Below are 19,753 nucleotides of genomic sequence, written 5' to 3'. Positions count from 1 at the left end.
TTCCCCTACCCGGCCCGGCCGCAGACGGGGCATCCCTGGAGCCGGAGGGGCAGCTCCAGGTGGTGGGCCGCCAGGAAGGCCCCGTCCCGGAGGATCTCCTCGGTGGGGCCGTCGGCGGCCACCCGCCCCTCGCCCAGCACGATGGTCCGCGGGCAGAGGTCCAGGGCCAGGTCGAGGTCGTGGGTGGCGATGATCCGCGTGTGGTGGAAAGAGGCCACGAGTTCCATCACCCGCCGCCGGGCCAGGGGGTCGAGGTTGGCGGTGGGCTCGTCCATGACGAGGATGGACGGATCCATGGAGAGCACGGCGGCGATGGAGACCAGGCGTTTCTCCCCGCCCGAGAGGCGGTAGGGCGGCCGGTCCCGCAGCCGCCAGGCGCCCACCTCTTCGAGGGCCCGGCGCACCCTGGCCTCCACCTCCTCCGCGGGACAGCCGAGGTTGAGGGGGCCGAAGGCCACGTCCTCGTAGACGGTGGGCATGAAGAGCTGGTCGTCCGGGTCCTGGAAGACCATCCCCACGGTCCGGCGGACGTCGTGGAGTCCGGCCCGGGTGATGGGGAAGTCCCCGATGCGGACCCGACCCCGAGTGGGGAAGAGGCCGCCGTTCAGGTGGGCGAGCAGCGTGGATTTCCCGCTCCCGTTGGCCCCCACCACCGCCACCGCCTCCCCGTGGGTGATCCGGAAGGAGACGCCCCGGAGGGCCTCCGTCCCGTCGGGGAAGGTGAAGGCGAGGTCTTCCACGGCCACGATGTGATGGCTCACGGCAGCCCCCCCGTCGCCAGCCGCCCGAGCCACGCGGAAAGGTCCACCCAGCGCGCCGCGGCGAAGAAGAAGGTCCAGCCGGCCAGGAAGGCCACGTCCCGCGGGCCGAACCGGAGCGGCCGGACGGCGTGGACCCTCCCGTCGAACCCCCTGGCCAGCATGGCCATGTGCAGTCGGCCCGACCGGTCGAGGGTGCGGAGGAGGAGCCGGCCCGCCATGGGGACGAAGAGCCGGAGCGGCGGCGGACCGGGGGCGAAGGAGCGGAGGCGCCAGGCCCGGAGCGTCCGGAGCCCCTCCTCGAGCAGCACGAAGAGGTAGCGGTAGAGGAGGAGGAGCTGGGTCACCACGGCCCGCGGGACACCCAGCCCGGCCAACCCCCGGCAGATCCCGGAAATGCCCGTGGTGGCCGCCAGCGCCAGGGCGGCGCCGGCGGTGAGGACGAACCGGACCATCACCGAGGCCAGCGACAGCCACCCCCCCGTGACGCCCACCGGCCCCACCCGGAAGACCTCCGCCCGGTCGAAGAAGGGGTTCGGCAGGGCCACCGCCAGGGCGAAGGGCATGGCCACGGCCAGGCGCCGCGCCAGGAACCCGATCGGCACTCCGCCCCGGCGGGCCAGGTACACCGGGAAGAAGGCGTAGGGCATGAGGGCGGCCACCGTGGTGCGGTCGAAGGAGACCACCGCCGCGGCGAAGAAGAGCCCCGTCGCCACCTTGGCCCTCGGGTCGATCCGGTGGACGGGGCTCTCCCCCCGGGCCAGTTCGTCGAGCCGCCCGAGCCCGAGCAGCGCGCGCTGGAGGTCCGCCACGGCGCCGGGGGATCAGCCCGGCCCGGCCCGGCGGCGGGAGATGGCCCAGCCGAAGAGGCCCGCCAGCGCCAGGGTGAGCCCGCCGCCGACGAGGCCGGAGACGCTGGTGCCGAGCCGCTCGCCCGCCGCCGGCGAGCGGAAGGCATAACCGGGGAGGAATGCCGTCCGCTCCTGGAGGCCGGAGAAGAGGTCGTGGGCCCGGGAGACCGCGCCCGCGACGCCCGCCTCGCCGGCCGTCCCCGTCACCCGGGCCACCGACCACTCGAGCCCGTCCGGGAGGTCCGAGGCGGTCCAGGCCAGGCACCCGCCGGTCACCACCGCCGCGGCGGCCACGGCCGCGAGCAGCCCCCGTCCGGCCCCGGCCGCCGAGGCCGGGCCGCCCGCCGCCCACTCCGGCCGCGCCTGGGCCAGGTAGCTCACCACGGCGGCGGTCACCCCTCCCTCCACGAGACCGATGGGGAGGTGGATGGGGAGCATGAGGAGCAGGAAGGTCCCGGCCGGGAGAGAGGCGATCCCCGAGGCCGTGGTCTCCAGCACCACGCCGAGGGCCCCGATCTCGCAGCCCGCCACGGCGGCCGCCACGGCCGCGGCGGCGCGCCTGGCCGGGGTCGGGTCGGCCCCGGCCAGGCGCCGGTAGAGGGGATAGGCCACGTAGCACGGGACGAGGCCCATGTTGGCGATGTTGGCGCCGAGGGCCAAGAGCCCCCCGTCGGCGAAGAAGAGGGCCTGGACCGCCAGGATGGACGTCATCACCACGAGCGCCGCGTGGGGCCCGAGCAGCACCGCAAGCAGCAGCCCGCCCACCAGGTGCCCGCTGGAACCCGTTCCCGGGATGGCGAAGTTGATCATCTGGGCGGTGAAGACGAAGGCCCCGAGGACCCCCATGAGGGACGCCCGCCCCTCCGGCGCCGATCGGAGCCGCCGGGCCGCGTGGCCCACCCCGGCGGCGGCCGCCCCCCACATCACCGCCCCCACCCCGGGCGAGAGCAATGCGTCGGCCATGTGCATGTCTCGATCCCCTTTCCGGCGCCCGGCGGCCGCCGTGCTATTTTTTATAAAATCGTAACAACACGACCACCCTACCCGCCCCCGGGCCGGGTGTCAAGGGGCGGCGGGGTCAGCCGGCGGCGCCCTCGAGGCCGTGGGCGGGAAGGCGCACGGTGAAGGTGGTCCGGCCCGGGCGGCTCTCCACGGTGAGCCGCCCCCCGTGGGCCTCGATGAAGGAGCGGGCGATGGCGAGGCCGAGGCCGGTCCCCTCCGGGCCCTTGGTGGAGAAGAAGGGGGTGAAGACGTCTTCCAGGCGGTCCGGGGGGATCCCCGGGCCGTTGTCCGAGATGCGGATCTCCCAGTTGCCGCCGGCCTCCTGGAGCCGGACCTCCACCCGGCCGCCGGGGGCCACGGCGTCCACCGCGTTCTTGACCAGGTTGAGGAGGGCGTGGCGCACCAGCTCCTCGTCGAGGAGGGCCGTGCAGCCCTCCCCCCGGGGGAGTTCCACCTGGAAGTCCACCCCCTTCGGGTCCATGAGCCGCATGGAGGCCACCAGGGTCTGGACCAGGGCGGCAAGGTCCACCGGGACGAGCTTCACCTCGGGCTTCCGGGAGAAGAGGGAGACGTTTCGGGTGAAGCGGTCGAGGCTGCCCAGTTCCCGCTCGAACTCCTCGAGGGCCTCCTCCCCCTGGGGGGAGAGGGTCTCCTGGCTCAGCCGGTAGCGGATGACCCCGAACCGGTTGAGGGTGTTGCCCACTTCGTGGAGGAGCATGGCGGAGAGCTCGCCGAGGATCACGAGGTTCCGGCGCTGGGCCGCCCGGCTCGCCATGGCCACCCGCTCGGTGATCTGTCGCCGGAGGGAGCGCACCATGCCGTTGAAGGCACGGGCGAGGTCCGCCAGCTCGTCGTTGGATCGCAGCACGACCCGGGTGTCGAGGTCCCCGCCGGAGATCCGGCGCACGCCCTCGGCCAGGGCCCCCACGGGGCCCGAGACGAAGAGCCGGATGAGCCAGATCCCGAGGGTCCCGGTGACGGCGAGCCCCACCAGGGAGAGCAGCAGGATGTAGAGCTTGAGCTCGCCCATCTTGGCCCGGATGGCCTTCCGGGAGACGTAGACCTGCACCCGGCCCACGTCCTTGGACCAGTCCTCGATCCCCAGGAGGTAGAGCTCGGTCTCCGCATCGGCGTGGGCCTTCCGCTCCTGCACCACGGCCTCGAAGAGGGTCACGCCGGGGGCGTCGTGGGTGTCGCCCACGTCCACGAGGGCCGTCCCGTTGAGGTCCTCGATGCGCACCCCCACCACGTCCCGCTGGATGAGGGCCCCGATCACCGGCGTCTGGAGGAGGTCCGGGTCCTTCCGGAGCACGCCCTCCACGCTGGCGTGGGCGAGGTAGTGGGCGATGGACCGGCCCCGCTCCACCAGTTCCTCCTCGAGGAGTTCCACCCCCCGCCGGGCGTACAGGAACCCGAGGACGGCCAGCAGCACGAACTGGCTGGTCAGGAAGACGAGGATGATCTTGAAGCCGAGGTTGGGCCGCATGGGTCCCCTTCAGGTACGACCATCGCCCCGGCATCCCCGGCCGCCGTCCCGGGCGGGGCCGCCCGTCAGCCCCGCTCCAGCCACCGCCGGATGCCGGAGCGGAAACCGGCCCAGGCCTCCGGGTCCAGGCGGACGTCCAAGAAGGCCCGGAAGAGGAGGTCCAGGGTGGCCACCGCCTGTTCCAGCAGGGCGGCCCGCTCGAGGACCCGTCCCTCGAAGGCGATCTCGTCGTCGGCCTCCTCCGCCCCGGGGACCCCCTTTCGCACCCGGAGCGACGAGACGTCGAGGCTGTCGCCCCGGAGGGTGAGCCGCCAGGCGTCCTGGCCCCGCCCGAGCCGAAGATGGGCCCGGGCCACCTTCTTCCCGGAGGCGAGCCCCGCCTTGGCCTCGTCGAGCTCGGCCTGGAGCCCCCGGCAGGTGAGGCTCCGGCTCGCTTCCCCCTCCCCCGATTCAAGCACCAGGAAACGCTCGAAGGCCACCTCCACGTCGCCCTCGCCGGGGACGGCCACCACGCCGCCCCGCAGCTCGCTGGTCACCCAGAGCCAGGTGAGGAAATCCCGGCCCAGGAACCCCTTCTCCCGGAGGAGGTCGAGGACGGGGCTCTCCGCCATCAGACCAGGACCTCCGCCCGGAGTTCCGCCAGGGCGCGGCGCCGATCGACGTCCGGCAAGAGTTCCTGGGCGAGGAGATAGGGCACCACCGGGTGGAGCCGGCGCTCGAAGGTGCGGAGGAAGAGATCCTCGAAGGCCTCCCGCAGGCCGGTCTGGCACGAGAGGAAGAGGACCTGCCCGGTGGAGACGTGCCAGGTGAAGTCGGCGGTCTTGGGAACGGCCAGGGCCCGCGCGAGCAGCGACCGGCGAACCCGTTCCCGGATCTCGGCCCGATGCTGCCGCGGCAGCCGGCGCCGGCCCGTCTCGGCGGCCACCCGGGCCTCTTCCCTGAGGCAGTGCTTCTTGAGCACCGCGGCGGGCAACCGGCGCTCGTCCACGCGGAGCGCCAGGACCAGGTAGTCCCCGAAGGCCATGTCGGCAAGCGTCACGCCTTCTTCCAGGGGGTGGGCCACGGCGGCCCACCCGGAACGGCGCTCGGCGGTATCCGGCTCCCGCTCGCGGAAGGCCCGGGCCGCCACCCGGTCGGCGGCCCAGCTCCAGAAGTCCCCGGGGACCGGGTCCACCACCCGGTACCGGGTGACACCCACGGCCGCTGAAAGGATCCCCATGCGCCTCACTCCCCCCGGCCCCGCCCCGGGCGGAAGGCCGGGGCCTGTTCCATGAGGGCGGCGGTGAGGGCCACCGCCGCCTCGATGTCCGCCTTGCAAGCCACCCCCACCGGGGCGTGGAGGTAGCGCACGGGGAGGGAGAGGACCGCCGCCCGGGCCGCCCCGCCGGCGTTCTGGAAGACCGCGGCATCCGTCCCCCCCACCTTCTTGACCACCACCTGGCGGGGCAGGCCGGCGGCCGCCGCCACCTCGGCGGCGAACCCCGTCCACTCGCGGTCCGCCAGGAAACGGCCGTCGCTCAGGCGGAGCTCCGGCCCGCGTCCCAGGGCGGCGAGCACCTGGTGCGGGGGCACGCCGGGGAGGTCGTTGGCCACCGTCCCCTCCAGGACGAGGACCAGGTCCGGCCGCACCCGGTCGGCCACGGGGACCGCCCCGCGCAGCCCCACCTCCTCCTGGACCGTGGCCGCAAGGTAGAGGTCGCAGGCCGGGCGCCCCGCCCGGCGAAGCGCCTCCAGCATGACGAAGAGCCCCGCCCGGTCGTCCAGGGCCCGGGCCTGGACGCCCCAGTCGTTCTCCGCCCAGAAGGCGGGAAAGGTCACCGGGTCTCCCGGCCGGACCAGGGCGGCCGCCTCGCCGGGGGGCAGCCCGAGGTCCACGAAGAGTTCGTCCACCGGGACCACCCGCTCCCGGTCCCCCCCGCCGGCGAGGTGGGGCGGCGCCGCGCCGATCACGCCGGCGAGATCCCGCTCCCCCCGGACCACCACGGCCTGCCCGTAGAGGACCCGGGGGTCGATGCCGCCCACGGTGACCACCCGGCAGAAACCGCCCTCGTCCACGTGGCGCACCAAGAGGCCCACCTCGTCCATGTGGGCGGCCACCAGGAGGCGCGGCCCCGGGCCGGGGACGCGGGCCACGAGGTTGCCCATCCCATCCGCCTCGACCTCGGCGCCGAGGGCCGCGAGCTCCCGGCGCACCAGCGCCCGGACCGCGTCCTCGGCCCCGGAGACCCCGGGCGCCGCCGACAACTCGCGAAGCAACGAGAATTCCAACTGCCCTCTCTCCCCCGCCCGGCCTAGGCCGGGATGGAACGGGACAACAGCGGCCCCAGCCGGCCGATGAGATAGTGCCAGAAGCCCTCCTCGGGGCGGACCTCCACCTCCAGGACCCAGACGGGCAGGCGGTCCTTACTCCGGACCCCGGCCAGGTCGCGGACCTTGACGGCGTCCTTGGCGGTGGTCACGAGGGCCTTGGCCCCCGCCCCGCGGGCCGCCGCTTCGAGGCCCTCGAGGTCCCGCTCCCGGTAGGCGTGGTGATCGCGGAAGGCCGCCTGCCGCCGGAGGTCGGCCCCGATGTCGCGCAGGAGGTCCCAGAACCCCTCCGGGCGCCCCACGGCGCAGAAGGCCGCCACCGGCGTCCCCTCCAGGTATTCCATGGGAAGGGGGTTCCCCGCAAGGTCCGAGAGCCCCGTGGGGCGCACGGCGCTCAGGAAGACCGGGCAGCCCGGGGCCACGGCCTGGACCTGGCGACGGCTCCGCTCGCATTCCGCGTCCGTCAGCCACTCGGCCCCGGTCAAGAGCACGGCGGAGGCCCGCCGGAGGGCGTCGGGCGGCTCGCGGAGGTCGCCGCCCGGAAAGACCCGCCCCGTCCCGAAGGGGGCCGCCGCGGGCAAGAGCACGAGGTCCACGTCCCGGCCGAGGCGCTGGTGCTGGAAACCGTCGTCCAGGAGCACGAGGTCCGGGTGGAATCGCGCCACGGCGGTACGTCCCGCCGCGTACCGGTCCGGGTGCACCACCACCGGGACGCCGGGCAGCGACTCGGCGATGAGAACCGGCTCGTCCCCGGCCTCCGCCGCCGTGGCATGCAGGAAGTCCCCGTCGGAGACCACCCGCGGCCCGCCCCGGGCCCGCCGGCCGCCGTAGCCACGGCTCACCACCGCCGGGCGGATTCCCCGCCCCCGGAGCCACCGCCCAACGGCCACCACGTGGGGCGTCTTGCCGGAGCCGCCCAGGGAGAGATTCCCCACGGAGATCACCGGGCAGGGGAGTTGGAGGACGTCCAGGATCCCGCGCTCGTAGGCCCGGGCGCGCACCCGCATCAGGGTCTCGTAGAGGGGGGACAGCGGCCGTCCCAGTCGGAACAGCATGGCCAGTCTCCGGTCCGTCACCCGTCAATCCTCCAGGATCTCCGACAGCAGGGCCACGGTTCGGTCCACCGCGCCCCGGTGGCGCTCCACCAGCTCCCGGGCCCGCCGCCCCGCCTCCCTCCTTTTCGGCGGATCGGCCAGATAACTTTCCACCGCGCGGGCCAGCGCCCCGGCGTCGGCCACCTCCACTCCGCCGCCGGACCGGGCCAGCGCCCCGGCCACCTCCCGGCAGCTCTCCGTCTCGGGCCCGAAGAGCACCGGGATCCCGAAGGCCGCGGGCTCGAGGAGGTTGTGCCCGCCCACGGGGACGAGGCTGCCGCCCACGAAGGCGACGTCGGCGATTCCGTAGGACCGGGCCAGCTCCCCCAGGGTATCCAGCACGAAGACGTCCGTCCCGCCCGGGCCCGCCGTCCCGGCGGCCTCGCTCCGCCGCCGGACCCGGAGGCCCGCCGCGGCGGCCATGGCCGCCACATCCGCACCGCGGCCCGGGTCCCGCGGCGCCACGACCAGCCGGAGATCCGGCGCCGCGGCCCGGGCCTCGGCGTAGGCCGCGAGCACCGCCGCCTCCTCGCCGGGGTGGGTGCTCCCGGCCACCCAGACGGGCGCCTCCGGGGGAAACCCCATGAGGGAGCGGAGCGCCGCCCGGTCCGCCTCGGTCATCTCCGGGACGGCGAGGTCGAACTTGAGGTTCCCGGGGGTCAGGAGCCGGCCGGGGTCCACGTCCAGGGCGGCCAGCCGGTCGCGGTCGTCGCCCGACTGCATGGCGAGGCGGCGGAAGGGGCCGTAGAGCAGGCGGACGAGGCCCGGCACCCGGGAGAGCCGCCGGGCCGCCCGGGCCGAGACCGACCCGTTGACCAGGACGGCGGGCACCCCCCGGCGGGCCAGGGTCCAGAGGAGGTTCGGCCAGAGGTCCGTCTCCACCAGGACGAAGGCGTCCGGGTCGAAGCGCCGCACCGCCCGCCGGGCCAGGGGCGCCAGGTCGAAGGGGAGCGCCGCCACCACCCGGGCCAGGCCGCCGAGGCGGCGCCGGGCGGTCTCGAGCCCGGTGGCCGTGGAGGCCGTGACCACGAGCACCGCCCCGGGCCAGCGGGCGGCCAGGGCCCGGACGAGGGGTACGGCGGCGTTCACCTCGCCCACCGACAGGGCGTGGATCCAGATCCGTGGACCGCCGCCGGCCCGCCGGGGAGGCGGTGCCGGGGCCCGGCCGAGGCGCTGGGCGAGATGCGCCCGGTACTTCCGGCGGAGCAGGCCGTAGGCCAGGGCCGCCGGCCCGGCCGCCGGGAGCGCCGCGAGCTGGAGCCCGTTGTAGAGGCCGAGCCACCCGAGGGGCGGCCGGGAGGGAGGGCCGGCCTTCACGCCGCCGGCTCCCGCCGGGCGGCCACCACGAAGACCGGGTTCAGGCCGGAAAGGCCCGTCCCCCCGCCCAGGGCCCGCCCCCTGGCCGCCTGGACCTCGGTGACCTCCGTCCGGAACCCCCGGCCGGAGAAGCCCTCGAGCAGCCGGTGCAGGGTCTCCAGGGTGGCCGCGGTGGCCACCAGGCGCCCCCCGCGCCCGAGCCTCGGGAGCACGGCGTCCAGGAGGCCGGGACGCCCGGCCCCGCCGCCCAAGAAGACCCGGTCCGGGTCGGGCAGCCCCGCCAGCGCCGCCGGTGCCTCTCCGGCCACCGGCACGAGCCCCGGCACGAAGAAGCGGGCCCGGTTGCGCCGGACGTGCTCGATCCGCCGGGGGTCCCGTTCCACGGCGAAGGCCCGGAGCCCCGGGACCAGCCCGCACGCCTCCACGGAGACCGCGCCGCTGCCGGCCCCCACGTCCCAGAGGACCCCGGCCCCGGCCAGCTCGAGGAAGGCCAGGACCACGGCCCGGACCTCCCGCTTGGTGATGAGCCCTCCGTCCGTGGCGTAGGCCGCCTCGGCCCGACCGAAGGCCGGCGGCGGCCCCTGGGCCGGGCCGGTGACGAGGACCACGTTGAGGGGGTGGAAGCGCCGGGCCGCGGCCTCCTCGAGGGCGAAGGACGAAAGGCGCTCTCCCGGGCCGCCCAGGTCCTCGGCCACGTGGAGCCGCAGGTCCCGCGGCGCCAGCTCGGCCAGGGCGGCCGCCACCCGTTCCGGCCCGTGGCCCGCATCCGTCAAGACGGCCGCCTTCACGGGCCGGCCGGGGAGGAGCGCCGGAGCCAGGGCGGGCAGGATGTCGTCCCCCCGCCCGTGGAGGCTCACGAAGGCCATGTCGTCCCAGGGGATGCGGAAGGCGGCGCAGGCCCGCTGGATGCTGGTGACCGCCGGGATCACGGCCACCCGGCCGGGCCCGAAGGCCTCGAGGAGGCGCCGGCCGATCCCGAAAAAGAGCGGGTCGCCCGAGGCGAGGACCACCGCCGGGCCCGGCCCCCGCCAGGCGCCGACCCGTTCCAGCGCCGCCGCCACCGGCGCCACCGGCACCCACCGGCACCCGGGTGGAACGAGGGGGCGGAACCGCTCGGCCGCCGCCACGAGGCCGGCCCGGGCGAGGATCTCCCCGGCCCCCGGGGCCGGGCCGGGGTCCCCCACCCCCACGCCGACCACGAAGATCTCCGCCCCGGTGGCGGCCGCGGCCCCGCCGCGCTCCATGCCCGTCGCCTTCATCTCCCCTCCCGGCCGCCCCGGGGCTCGAAGAGCCGGCACGGCGCGCCGGAACTCTCCCGGACCACCCACTCCGGGGCCTCGCGGCTCTTGAACCCGAACCCCCGGCACCCGTGGGGGTGCCGGGGCTCCCACGTCACGTAGTAATGGATGCACCGGATGCACCGGCCGGCGGGGGAGGCGGCCCCGTCCCGGTCGGGCCCCCCGCCGCGCGCCACTTCAGCACCCCTCCGCCGCCGCCACCCCCCCGGCATACGAGACGAGGAGGCAGCCGAACGCCTGGTCCGGCCGAAACCGGGGCCGGAGCCGCCGGGCGGCCGCCGCCGTCACCGCGGCGAAGATCTCCGGCCCCTCCGGCCGCCCTTCCAGGGCGTGGAAGACCTCTCGCGCCGTGTTGGCCCGGCGGGGGAGGGCCGTCCCCGCCCCGGGCGCGAGCCCCCGGAGGAACTCCAGCGCCGCCCCGGCGGCGAGCGCCCCGTGGCGGACGTGGGTCTGCTCCCATCCCATGGCGCACTTCATCATCTTGGCCCACTGGGCGGCCAGCACCACCCGGCGGAAGGGCCGCCGGGCGGCCTCGGCCACGGCGTAGCCGAGGTAGTCGCCCATCCCCACGTAGGCCTCCTCCGGCCACCCGAGCCGATGCCGGGCCGCCCGCTCGGAGGTCCGGCCGGTGGCCAGCACCACCCCGTCGAGCCCCGCCGCCAGCGCCACGTCCATGGCCACCCGGATGGTGGCGCACCAGGCCTCGGCGGAGATGGGCTTGACGATACCCGTGGTGCCGAGGATGGACAACCCGCCCACGATCCCGAGCCGGCGGTTCAGGGTCCGCCCGGCCAGGCGCTCGCCCCCGGGGATGCTCACCGTGACCGCCGCCCCGGCGTCCCCCGGGAGGACTTCTTCCAGGGCCCGGCGGATCATCCGGCGGGGGACCGGGTTGATGGCCGGCTCGCCCGGCGGGACGGCGAGCCCCGGCTTGGTCACGCGGCCGACCCCGGGCCCGCCGAGGATGGCGACCCGGTCGCCATCGCCGTCCCACGGGCGCAGGACGACCTCCGCCACGATCTCGGCGCCGTGAGTCACGTCCGGGTCGTCGCCGGCGTCCTTCACCACCGAGGCCCGGCCCGAGGCAGGGCCCGTCCGCTCGGCGTGCGCCACCGGCAAGGCGCGGCGGCGGCCGTCCGGGAAGGGGATCTCCACCTCCCCGGCCCCGGCCCGGCGGTCCAGGGCGGCCAGGGCCGCGGCCACGGCCGCGGCGGCGGCCGACGCCCCGGTGGTAAAGCCCTCGCGCAGTTCCTTCTTCACAGCTCGCGTCCCCGGCCGGGTTCCCCTTTCCGCCCGGCGGCACTAAAGTGTCCCTGACTATACCCTAGATCCGCGGCGGCTTTTAGATACATCGGGCCGACTCGCCTGGGATTCGAGACCATGGGCGGGCATGATCCTCCGTGGCGGACTCACCCCGCCGCCCCTCGGGGCCCCCGATGACGGGCCGCCTTCTGGGCGAGGATGGCTCGGTGGGAACCGCCAAGGACAAGGCCGACCATCGCGAGGAACGAGGCGTACTTTATGGTGCGCCGCGCGATGGGACGCGATGTCGTCATTGGCGATTGTCGCGACGTCATCAACTCGTCGATATACTTTATTGCCGCCTTGGATCTGGCCCGTCCTTGAACGCCCACGGATCCAGGCATACAACCTCCGCCCGCCGCGGGGAACGCCGCCGGCGCCCGGCGGCGGGCCCGAGCGCCCTGGATGGAACCGGTTCGACTCCAGAAATACCTCGCCGACGCGGGGGTCGCCTCCCGCCGGGCGGCGGAGGAGCTCATCCGCCAGGGGCGGGTGGCCGTGGACGGCGTGGCGGTCACCACGCTCGGGACCCGGGTGATCCCAGGGGCCCAGTCCGTGACGGTGGACGGGCGGCCCGTGGCCCCCGGGCCCGCCCCGGTCTACATCCTGCTCCACAAGCCGCGGGGGGTGCTGACCACCCTCCGCGACCCCTTCGGCCGCCCCACGGTGCGGGGCCTCCTCCGGGGGGTGAAGGCCCGGGTCTTCCCGGTGGGGCGCCTGGACCTCGACAGCGAGGGGCTGCTGCTGTGCACCAACGACGGCGCCCTGGCCCACCGGCTCCTCCACCCGCGCTTCAAGGTGGACAAGACCTACCTCGTCACGGTCCGGGGGCGCCCCTCCCGGGACGACCTCGGGCGGCTGGCCGCCGGCGTGGAGATCGAGGGCGGCCGGACGCTGCCGTGCCGGGTACGCCGGGTGGGCGGCACGCGCCGGGCGTCGGTCCTGGAGGTGATTCTCAAGGAGGGGCGGAAGCGGCAGATCCGCCTCATGTGCGAGGCGGTGGGCCACCCGGTGACCCGCCTCGTCCGGGTCGCCATGGGGCCCCTCGCCCTGGGCGACCTCCCGCCCGGGGCCTGGCGCCCGCTGGAGCCGGCCGAGGTGGCGGCGCTCAGGGCCGCCGCGGGCCTCGCCGGGGCGGAGACGGGCTAACCCCCGCCCTTGGCCCCGCCCAGGGCCTGCCGGACCTTCACCGCGAGATCGTGGGTGGTGAAGGGCTTCTGGAGGTAATGGACCCCCGCCTCCAGGACGAACTGGTGGTGCACCGCGTTCAGGCTGTAGCCGCTGGTGAAGACCACGGGCAGGCCGGGCTGGAGCCGGGTGATTTCGTCGGCGAGTTCCTTCCCTCCCATGTCGGGCATCACCACGTCGGTCAGCAGGATATCGATCCGGCCCTGCCCGGACCGGAAGACCTGGACGGCCTCCCGGCCGCTGGCGGCGGTGAGGACGGTGTACCCCAGGCCCTCGAGCATCCGGGCCACCACCCGCCGGACGTCCGGGTCGTCCTCCACCAGGAGGACGGTCTCGCGGCCGCCCGGGGCGGCCTCGAAATGCCCCTCCTCCCCGGGCGCCGGGGCCTCGGCCGGTTCCGCCGCCGGCAGGTACACCTTGAAGGTGCTCCCGTGGCCCGGCTCGCTGTAGGCGTTGATGTGCCCGCCGTGCTGGTGCATGATCCCCACCACCGTGGCCAGCCCCAGCCCCGTGCCCTGCCCCGGCCCCTTGGTGGTGAAGAAGGGCTCGAAGATGTGGGAGAGGGTCTCGGCGTCCATCCCCGTCCCGCTGTCGCTCACCATGAGCAGGACGTGGGGGCCCCGGATCCGCTCCCCGCAGGTGCTGCAGACGCTGTCGACCCGGTCGGCGTTTTGGGTCTCGATGAGCAACGTGCCCCCCTCCGGCATGGCGTCCCGGGCGTTCACGGCCAGGTTCACCAGCACCTGCTCGATCTGCCCGGGGTCGGCCGAGACCGCCCGGAGGTCGTCGGCGAGGACGGTCTCGAGCACCACGTCCTCCCGGATGAGCCGCCGGAGCAGGGTCTCGAGGCCGCGGACCACCTCGTTGAGGTCCACGCGGCGTTTCTCGATGACCTGGCGCCGGCAGAAGGCGAGGATGCGGCGGATGAGGTCCGCGGCCCGCTCGGCGGCCCGGAGGACGTCTTCCAGGTTCTTGCGGAGCGGCTCGTCCGCCGGCAACTTCATGAGGGCGATCTGGACGTTGCCCATGATGGGCATGAGGACGTTGTTGAGGTCGTGGGCCACGCCGCCGGCCAGGGTACCGAGTGCCTCCATGCGCTGGGCCGCGGCGAGGCGATTCTCGAGCTCCATCTTCTCGGTGACGTCGGTGTGGGTCTCGATGACCTGGGAGACCAGGCCCGCCTCGTCCCGGAGGGGGATGGCCCGGACCTCCATGTACCGGGTCCGGCCGGCCGCGTCCCGGTGCCGGTGGACCGCGCTGGCGGGACGGCCGTTCTCGAAGGCCTCCCGGACCGGGCAGTCGTGGTCCGGGCCGAGTTGCCAGCACGGCACCTCGCTCCCGTGGCTCACCTCGTAGCAAGACCGGCCCGCCGCCGAACCGGGGGCGAGACCGAGGGCGCGGCAATAGCCGGCGTTGGCCTCGAGGATCCGGTAGCCCCGATCGATCACTACCACCCCCTCGCCGAGCCCGTCGAGGAGGGCCCGTCGGAAGCGGGCGGCCGCCCGCAGGCTGGCCTGCATAGCGAGCTCGTCGGAGATCTCCCGGACCGACCCGGCCCCGGCGACGCCCCCGGCGCCCTCGGCCGGGCCCAGGTTCACCCGGGCGGAAAAGGTGGTCCCGTCGGGGCGCAGCCCCATGATCTCGGCGCACTCGTGGGTCTCCCCGGCGGCCACCTGGGCGAAACCCGCCTCGCACCGCGGCCGGTCGCCCTGGGCGACGAAGTCCGAAAAGCGTCTGCCCATGGCGGCTTCCGGGGCCACGCCGAAGAGCTCGCACCACCGGCGGTTCACCGAGACGAGGCGCCCCGCCGCGTCGAAGGCCATGAGCCCCTCCGTGGCCCGGTCCACCATGGCCCGGTTCGCCGGCACGGCCCCCGCCGGGGTGAAGGTCAGGAGCACCCCGGCCTCCTCCCCGCCGTCCCCCTCCAGGGCCACGGCGACGACCTCCACCAGGCAATCCCCGCCGGGACCCCGGTGGATGTGGAGGCACCTGTGGGCAGCGCCGCCCGCCGCCGCCGACAGTTCCCGGAGGGGGCAGCGGACCTCGGAGGGGTCGCAGGGATCCGGCCGCCCGTGGAAGACCTCGTGGCAGCGCCTGCCTACCAGGGCGGCGCCTTCGCCGGCCGACCGGGCCGCCGCCCGGTCGGCCATGCGGATGCGGTGGTCGTAGCCCACCACCACCGAGCCGACACCGAGCGCCCCGGCGGCCGCCGGGCGGGCTGCGGCCATCCCGGTCAGGACCCCCACGGCGAAGAGGCAGCAGGCCCGGTCGTTGTCTCGCGCTGGATGGAGCTGGCGCATCTCGTTAATATCACCCCTAAATATTATACCAGAAACCACTTGTTGCCCGAAAAGCCGCCGAGTGGATGGCTCGGTGAGAATCACCAAGGACAAGGCGTGACCATCGCGAGAAACCCGGCGTGGTTGGCGCCGCCGCAGTGATGAGAGCATCCGGAGCACCGCGGCAGGCCGCGACCTTTTTGTGACGCCAGGCCTTCACCCCCCCAAGAGCCCCAGGTACCAGGCCATGAGCTCGGGCCCCCGGAAGAGCGCCACCACGGCGGCGGCGGCCAGGAAGGGCCCATAGGGGATGGCCATGTACCGGTCGCCGCCCCGGGCCGCCATGGCGGCGAGCCCCGCCACGGCCCCCGCGGCCGCGCTCAAAAAGATCACCACGGGGAGCGCCTGCCACCCGAGGAAGGCCCCGATCATGGCGAGCAGCTTGATGTCGCCGCCGCCCATGCCGAGGCGGCCTGTGGCGAGGTAATAGCCCCAGGCCACGAGGTAGAGGATCCCCCCGCCGGCCAGCGCCCCCAGCACGGCGTCGATCCAGGAGAGCCCCGGCAGCCACGGCGAGGCGAGGAGCCCCGCCGCGATGCCCGGCAGGGAGACCACGTCCGGGATGATCCGGTGCTCGAGGTCGATGAAGGCCACCACCACGAGCCCCAGGCAGAAGAGGCCGTAGGCGGCCAGGGCCGGGGTGGGGCCGAAGCGCAGCCACAGGGCCGCGCCGAGGACCCCACACAGGATCTCCACCGCGGGGTAGCGCCACGAGATGCGGCCCCCGCACCCCCGGCACCGCCCCCGGAGGAACACGAAGCTCAACAGCGGCACGTTCTCCCACCAGGCGATGGCGTGGCCGCAGGCGGGGCACGCGGAGGGGGGGCGCACGATGGAGGCCCCGGCGGGCAGCCGGTGGATGCAGACGTTGGCGAAGCTGCCGAGGCAGGCCCCGAAGGCGAAGGCGAAAAGGACCGGTGCGGCTCGTTCCACTCAGGGCTCCAGGATGCGGAGAGGGCGCTCTCCCGGGCCCGGGGTGGGGCCGGGTCTCAGAGACGGCCGCACATGGCCCGGAAGTTGGCGCACTCGTCGCGGCTTTCGAAGGGGCAGGGCTCGGTCCGGAACCAACGCCGGGCCGGGCACCAGAAGCGCCCCTTGAAGGGTTCGTTGCAGCCGTCGCGGGTGAGCGCGCGCCGCCGCCGGTTGCCCATCCGGACCTGGTCGGACTGCACGGCGAAACGCCAGACGGCCATGACAGGTGCCCTCCTTGCCATACTTATCGGCCGAAGGGCACGGCGGCTTCAGCCGGGGCGGCTCAGCCGCCGGCGGCCCCCTCCCCGCCCGGCGGGAGGCACCGGCGCAGGCGCCCCGTCTCCACCAGGCGGTCGTAGTACTCCCGTATCTTTTCGAGATGCGGCACGCACTTCAGGAAGTTGGCGAAGATGGTGTAGAACTCGCCCTGTTCCTCGGCGAAGCGGACCTGGACGAACTGCATCCCGAAACCGCCCTCGCCGGGATTGTGGTGCTGGACGTAGCCCTGGAGGCACACCGTGCCCACCACGGGCAGCTCGATCATGAAGTCGGTGACGTGGCCCTCGCTGACCGGGGCGTCGATGTGGATGTGGCACCCCTCGATGCTCACGTCGGAGGTCCGGCCCCACCGGTCGAATTCCGGCATGTAGACCCTGAGCTGGAGGGGGTAGCGGGGCATCTTGCGGCGTTCGGGCATGGGGCGGTCCTCCTTGCGGACATGGGCGCTCGGGCGGCGCAGCCGAGGCGGATGGATTTTTTCATTAAAAATAATATGTTCTTTTATGTCAACGCCCTTCCCTACCCGCGCGAAGCTTGTCAATCCGCCCCCCCGGGGCTATTTTGCAGGGCCTGAACCGTGCCGGGGACCTCCCCGGAGGAATGCGGGGTCGAAAGGCGCCCCAGGCGGAAAGACCGCACCACGACGAGCGGAGCGCGCCTGGAACCGCCGCCGTGCGGGCGGTTCGGACGGCGCCGCCCCCCGGCAATCTCGATGGCCTCGCAAAAAGGCCTCTGAGTGGATGGCTCAGCAAGAACCGCCAAATGCAAGGCGCGAGGATGTCGAGGAATGAGGCGTACTCTACGGTACGCCGCAATGACGAGAGCATCTGAAGCCCGCGCGTTTTTGCGGCGCCATCGATCGCGATCGAGAAAGGAGTAGCCCCAGATGCCCCCCGAGGCCGCCCCATCCCCCCTGCCCAAGGCCTACGAGTTCCACGACGTCGAGCCGCGCTGGTCCGCGGCCTGGCAGGAGGCCCGGATCTTCGAGGCCCGCATGGAACCGGGCCGGCCCGCCTTCTCCATGGTGATCCCCCCGCCCAACGTCACGGGGGTCCTTCACATCGGCCACGCCCTGAACAACACCCTCCAGGACATCCTGGTCCGCTACAAGCGGATGGACGGCTACAACACGGTGTGGATCCCGGGCACGGACCACGCGGGCATCGCCACCCAGAACGTGGTGGAGCGGCAACTGGCCGAGGAGGGGCTGACGCGCCACGACCTCGGCCGCGAGCGCTTCATCGAGCGGGTCTGGCAGTGGAAGGCCCGCTCCGGCGGCACCATCATCGAGCAGCTCAAGCGCCTCGGCTGTTCCTGCGACTGGTCGCGGGAGCGCTTCACCATGGACGAGGGCCTCTCGCGGGCCGTCCGTGAGGTCTTCGTGCGGCTCTACGAGGAGGGCCTCGTCTACAAGGGCGACTACATCATCAACTGGTGCCCGAGGTGCCACACGGCCCTGGCCGACATCGAGGTGGAACACGAGCCCGCCGAGGGACGCCTCTGGCACATCCGCTACCCCCTGGCCGACGGGGAGGGCCACGTGGTGGTGGCCACCACCCGGCCCGAGACCCTGCTCGGCGACACCGCGGTGGCGGTCCACCCCGACGACGCCCGCTACCGGCACATCGTCGGCCGCCGGGTGCGGCTGCCCCTCCTGGACCGGCTCATACCGGTCATCGCCGACCCGGCCGTGGACCCGGCCTTCGGCACGGGGGCCGTGAAGGTCACCCCCGCCCACGACTTCAACGACTTCGAGATGGGCCGACGCCACGACCTCCCCTCGGTGACCGTCCTCGACGAGGACGCCCGGACCACCGAGGCCGCCGGGCCGTACCGGGGCCTCGACCGCTACGAGGCCAGGCGGCGGGTCCTCGAGGACCTCGCCGCCGCCGGGCTCCTCGAGAAGGAGGAGCCCCATGCCCACGCGGTGGGCGGCTGCTACCGGTGCAAGACCGTGGTGGAACCGTACCTGTCGAAGCAGTGGTTCGTCCGGGTGGGGCCGCTGGCCGAACGGGCGCTCCGTGCCGTGCGCGAGGGGCGGACGCGGATCGTCCCCCCCTCCTGGGAGCGCACCTACGAGGAATGGATGACGAACATCCGGGACTGGTGCATCTCCCGCCAGATCTGGTGGGGGCACCGCATCCCCGCCTGGACCTGCCAAGGCTGCGGGAAGGTGGTGGTGGCCCGCGAGACGCCGGAGCGCTGCCCGAGCTGCGGCGGGGAGCTTGCGCAGGAGACCGACGTCCTCGACACCTGGTTCAGCTCGGCCCTCTGGCCCTTCTCCACCCTCGGGTGGCCCGACCGGACGCCGGAACTCGAGGTCTTCTACCCGACCTCGGTCCTGGTCACCAGCTTCGACATCCTCTTCTTCTGGGTGGCCCGGATGATGATGATGGGCCTCCACTTCATGGGGGAGGTCCCCTTCCGCACCGTCTACCTCCATGCCCTGGTGCGCGACGCCGAGGGGCAGAAGATGAGCAAGTCCAAGGGGAACGTCATCGATCCCCTGACCATCATGGAGCGCTACGGTACCGACGCAGTCCGGTTCACCCTGGCCGCCTTCGCCGCCCAGGGCCGCGACATCAAGCTGGCCGAGGACCGGATCGAGGGCTACCGGCACTTCGTGAACAAGGTCTGGAACGCGGCGCGCCTGGTGCTCGCCAACCTGGACGGAACGCACCCGGGGGAGCCGGGAGCGGCCGAGGATCTGCCGGGCCTCCCGGAACGCTGGATCCTCTCGCGCCTGGACGCGGTGACCCGAGAGGTCCGCTCGGCCCTCGACGCCTTCGACTTCGACGTGGCGGCCCGTACCCTGTACCAGTTCTTCTGGCACGAGTTCTGCGACTGGTACCTGGAGCTCGCCAAGCCCGCCTTCTCGGGGGCGGAACCGGAACGGACCGCCTCGGCCCGGGCCGCGGCCCTGGCCGTCCTGGACCGGTCGCTGCGCCTCCTCCACCCCTTCATGCCCTTCGTGACGGAGGAGCTCTGGCACCATCTCCCCGGCGACCGGGGTTTCGCCGCCGAGGCCCCCTACCCCGAGGCCCGGCCCGAGTGGCACGACCCGGAGGCCGAGGCCCGCATCGAGCGCCTCCAGGCCGTGGTGACCGGGATCCGCAACGCCCGGGCGGAACTCGGCATCCACCCGGGGGCGCGGATCCAGGTGCTCGCCGCGCCCCACTCCGAGACCATGGAGGCCCTCCTCGCCGACCAGGCCGGGGCCGTCCGGGCCCTGGCCCGGGTGGAACGGCTGGAGCGGCTGGCCGGCGGGGCCGAGCGCCCCACGGGGGCCGCCACGGTGATCCTCGAGGACGTCGAGCTCTTCATCCCGCTGGAGGGGCTCGTGGACGTGGGAGAGGAACTCCGAAAGCTCGACAAGGAGACGGCCAAGCTGGAGCGGGAACTCGAAAAGACCCGGGCCAAGCTCGCCAACGAGAACTTCCTCTCCCGGGCGCCGGCGGAGGTGGTGGCCAAGGAGCGGGAAAAGGTCACCCGCTTCGAGGCCCGGCTCGCCAAGATCGCCGTCCACCGGGAACGGTTGGCGGCGCTTTCGGGGTGAACCG

At 74.0% G+C, this 19,753-nt stretch carries 18 protein-coding genes; 2 read left to right on the top strand and 16 right to left on the bottom strand.

Going from position 1 to position 19,753, the window contains the following annotated elements; all coding sequences use genetic code 11:
- Positions 1-5 precede the first annotated feature (5 nt).
- The 12 genes from HCU62_RS11240 to cbiD form a co-directional block, all read right to left on the bottom strand.
- Entirely contained in the window at positions 6-761 is a 756-nt protein-coding gene (locus HCU62_RS11240) for an energy-coupling factor ABC transporter ATP-binding protein (RefSeq protein WP_163299301.1), read from the bottom strand.
- Positions 758-1,570 (bottom strand): cobalt ECF transporter T component CbiQ, encoded by an 813-nt coding sequence (gene cbiQ / locus HCU62_RS11235; RefSeq protein WP_169755645.1) that lies wholly within the window; start codon positions 1,568-1,570, stop codon positions 758-760. Before cbiQ ends, HCU62_RS11240 begins: the two co-directional genes overlap by 4 nt.
- Positions 1,571-1,582: 12 nt before the next feature.
- On the bottom strand, positions 1,583-2,572 hold the full coding sequence (locus HCU62_RS11230; protein ID WP_343066737.1) for an energy-coupling factor ABC transporter permease: 990 nt from the start codon (positions 2,570-2,572) through the stop codon (positions 1,583-1,585).
- 115 nt (positions 2,573-2,687) lie between these two features.
- Positions 2,688-4,097 carry a sensor histidine kinase gene (locus HCU62_RS12755; RefSeq protein ID WP_163299396.1) on the bottom strand — a complete coding sequence of 470 codons (1,410 nt, stop codon included), beginning with the start codon at positions 4,095-4,097 and terminating at the stop codon, positions 2,688-2,690.
- 65 nt (positions 4,098-4,162) lie between these two features.
- Positions 4,163-4,708 (bottom strand): hypothetical protein, encoded by a 546-nt coding sequence (locus tag HCU62_RS11220; protein ID WP_181448071.1) that lies wholly within the window; start codon positions 4,706-4,708, stop codon positions 4,163-4,165.
- The gene (rdgC, locus tag HCU62_RS11215; protein WP_163299395.1) at positions 4,708-5,316 is read right to left on the bottom strand and encodes a recombination-associated protein RdgC; all 609 of its coding nucleotides are present in this window, start codon (positions 5,314-5,316) and stop codon (positions 4,708-4,710) included. The genes HCU62_RS11220 and rdgC overlap by 1 nt, the downstream gene beginning before the upstream one ends.
- Positions 5,317-5,321: 5 nt before the next feature.
- Positions 5,322-6,365, bottom strand: a complete 1,044-nt coding sequence (locus tag HCU62_RS11210) for a M42 family metallopeptidase (protein WP_163299394.1) — start codon at positions 6,363-6,365, stop codon at positions 5,322-5,324.
- A gap of 23 nt (positions 6,366-6,388) precedes the next feature.
- Positions 6,389-7,480 carry a tetraacyldisaccharide 4'-kinase gene (lpxK, locus tag HCU62_RS11205; RefSeq protein WP_169755641.1) on the bottom strand — a complete coding sequence of 364 codons (1,092 nt, stop codon included), beginning with the start codon at positions 7,478-7,480 and terminating at the stop codon, positions 6,389-6,391.
- 3 nt (positions 7,481-7,483) lie between these two features.
- On the bottom strand, positions 7,484-8,815 hold the full coding sequence (locus HCU62_RS11200; RefSeq protein ID WP_163299392.1) for a 3-deoxy-D-manno-octulosonic acid transferase: 1,332 nt from the start codon (positions 8,813-8,815) through the stop codon (positions 7,484-7,486).
- Positions 8,812-10,074, bottom strand: a complete 1,263-nt coding sequence (gene cbiE / locus HCU62_RS11195; RefSeq protein ID WP_169755639.1) for a precorrin-6y C5,15-methyltransferase (decarboxylating) subunit CbiE — start codon at positions 10,072-10,074, stop codon at positions 8,812-8,814. The genes HCU62_RS11200 and cbiE overlap by 4 nt, the downstream gene beginning before the upstream one ends.
- Positions 10,071-10,289: a uracil-DNA glycosylase gene (locus tag HCU62_RS11190; protein ID WP_343066736.1), complete on the bottom strand. Its 219-nt coding sequence runs from the start codon at positions 10,287-10,289 to the stop codon at positions 10,071-10,073. The genes cbiE and HCU62_RS11190 overlap by 4 nt, the downstream gene beginning before the upstream one ends.
- A 1-nt stretch (position 10,290) precedes the next feature.
- Positions 10,291-11,373 carry a cobalt-precorrin-5B (C(1))-methyltransferase CbiD gene (gene cbiD, locus HCU62_RS11185; RefSeq protein ID WP_163299813.1) on the bottom strand — a complete coding sequence of 361 codons (1,083 nt, stop codon included), beginning with the start codon at positions 11,371-11,373 and terminating at the stop codon, positions 10,291-10,293.
- A 447-nt stretch (positions 11,374-11,820) separates the two neighbouring features.
- On the opposite strand from cbiD, the gene HCU62_RS11180 reads away from it, so the two are divergent.
- A complete protein-coding gene (locus HCU62_RS11180) occupies positions 11,821-12,564 on the top strand; it encodes a pseudouridine synthase (protein ID WP_163299812.1) in 744 nt (247 codons plus the stop codon).
- Here HCU62_RS11180 and HCU62_RS11175 read toward each other — a convergent pair.
- The 4 genes from HCU62_RS11175 to HCU62_RS11160 all read right to left on the bottom strand — a co-directional run bounded on the left by HCU62_RS11175 (position 12,561) and on the right by HCU62_RS11160 (position 16,611).
- Positions 12,561-14,903, bottom strand: coding sequence for a hybrid sensor histidine kinase/response regulator (locus HCU62_RS11175; RefSeq protein WP_169755637.1), 2,343 nt, complete (start codon positions 14,901-14,903; stop codon positions 12,561-12,563). The genes HCU62_RS11180 and HCU62_RS11175 overlap by 4 nt on opposite strands.
- Before the next feature lie 195 nt (positions 14,904-15,098).
- Positions 15,099-15,875 (bottom strand): prepilin peptidase, encoded by a 777-nt coding sequence (locus HCU62_RS11170; protein ID WP_163298731.1) that lies wholly within the window; start codon positions 15,873-15,875, stop codon positions 15,099-15,101.
- 56 nt (positions 15,876-15,931) lie between these two features.
- Complete coding sequence (locus HCU62_RS11165; protein ID WP_163298730.1) at positions 15,932-16,135, bottom strand: hypothetical protein; 204 nt, start codon at positions 16,133-16,135, stop codon at positions 15,932-15,934.
- A gap of 62 nt (positions 16,136-16,197) precedes the next feature.
- Positions 16,198-16,611 carry a PilZ domain-containing protein gene (locus HCU62_RS11160; protein WP_163298729.1) on the bottom strand — a complete coding sequence of 138 codons (414 nt, stop codon included), beginning with the start codon at positions 16,609-16,611 and terminating at the stop codon, positions 16,198-16,200.
- Between the two features lie 468 nt (positions 16,612-17,079).
- Here HCU62_RS11160 and HCU62_RS11155 point away from each other — a divergent pair, with 468 nt between their 5' ends.
- Entirely contained in the window at positions 17,080-19,749 is a 2,670-nt protein-coding gene (locus tag HCU62_RS11155) for a valine--tRNA ligase (protein ID WP_163298728.1), read from the top strand.
- The last annotated feature ends 4 nt before the right edge of the window (positions 19,750-19,753 follow it).

This window comes from Dissulfurirhabdus thermomarina (genome assembly GCF_012979235.1).
Classification (GTDB): domain Bacteria; phylum Desulfobacterota; class Dissulfuribacteria; order Dissulfuribacterales; family Dissulfurirhabdaceae; genus Dissulfurirhabdus; species Dissulfurirhabdus thermomarina.
The sequence above is the reverse complement of the archived record's forward strand: the minus strand, read 5'-3'. Positions and strand labels throughout refer to the sequence as shown.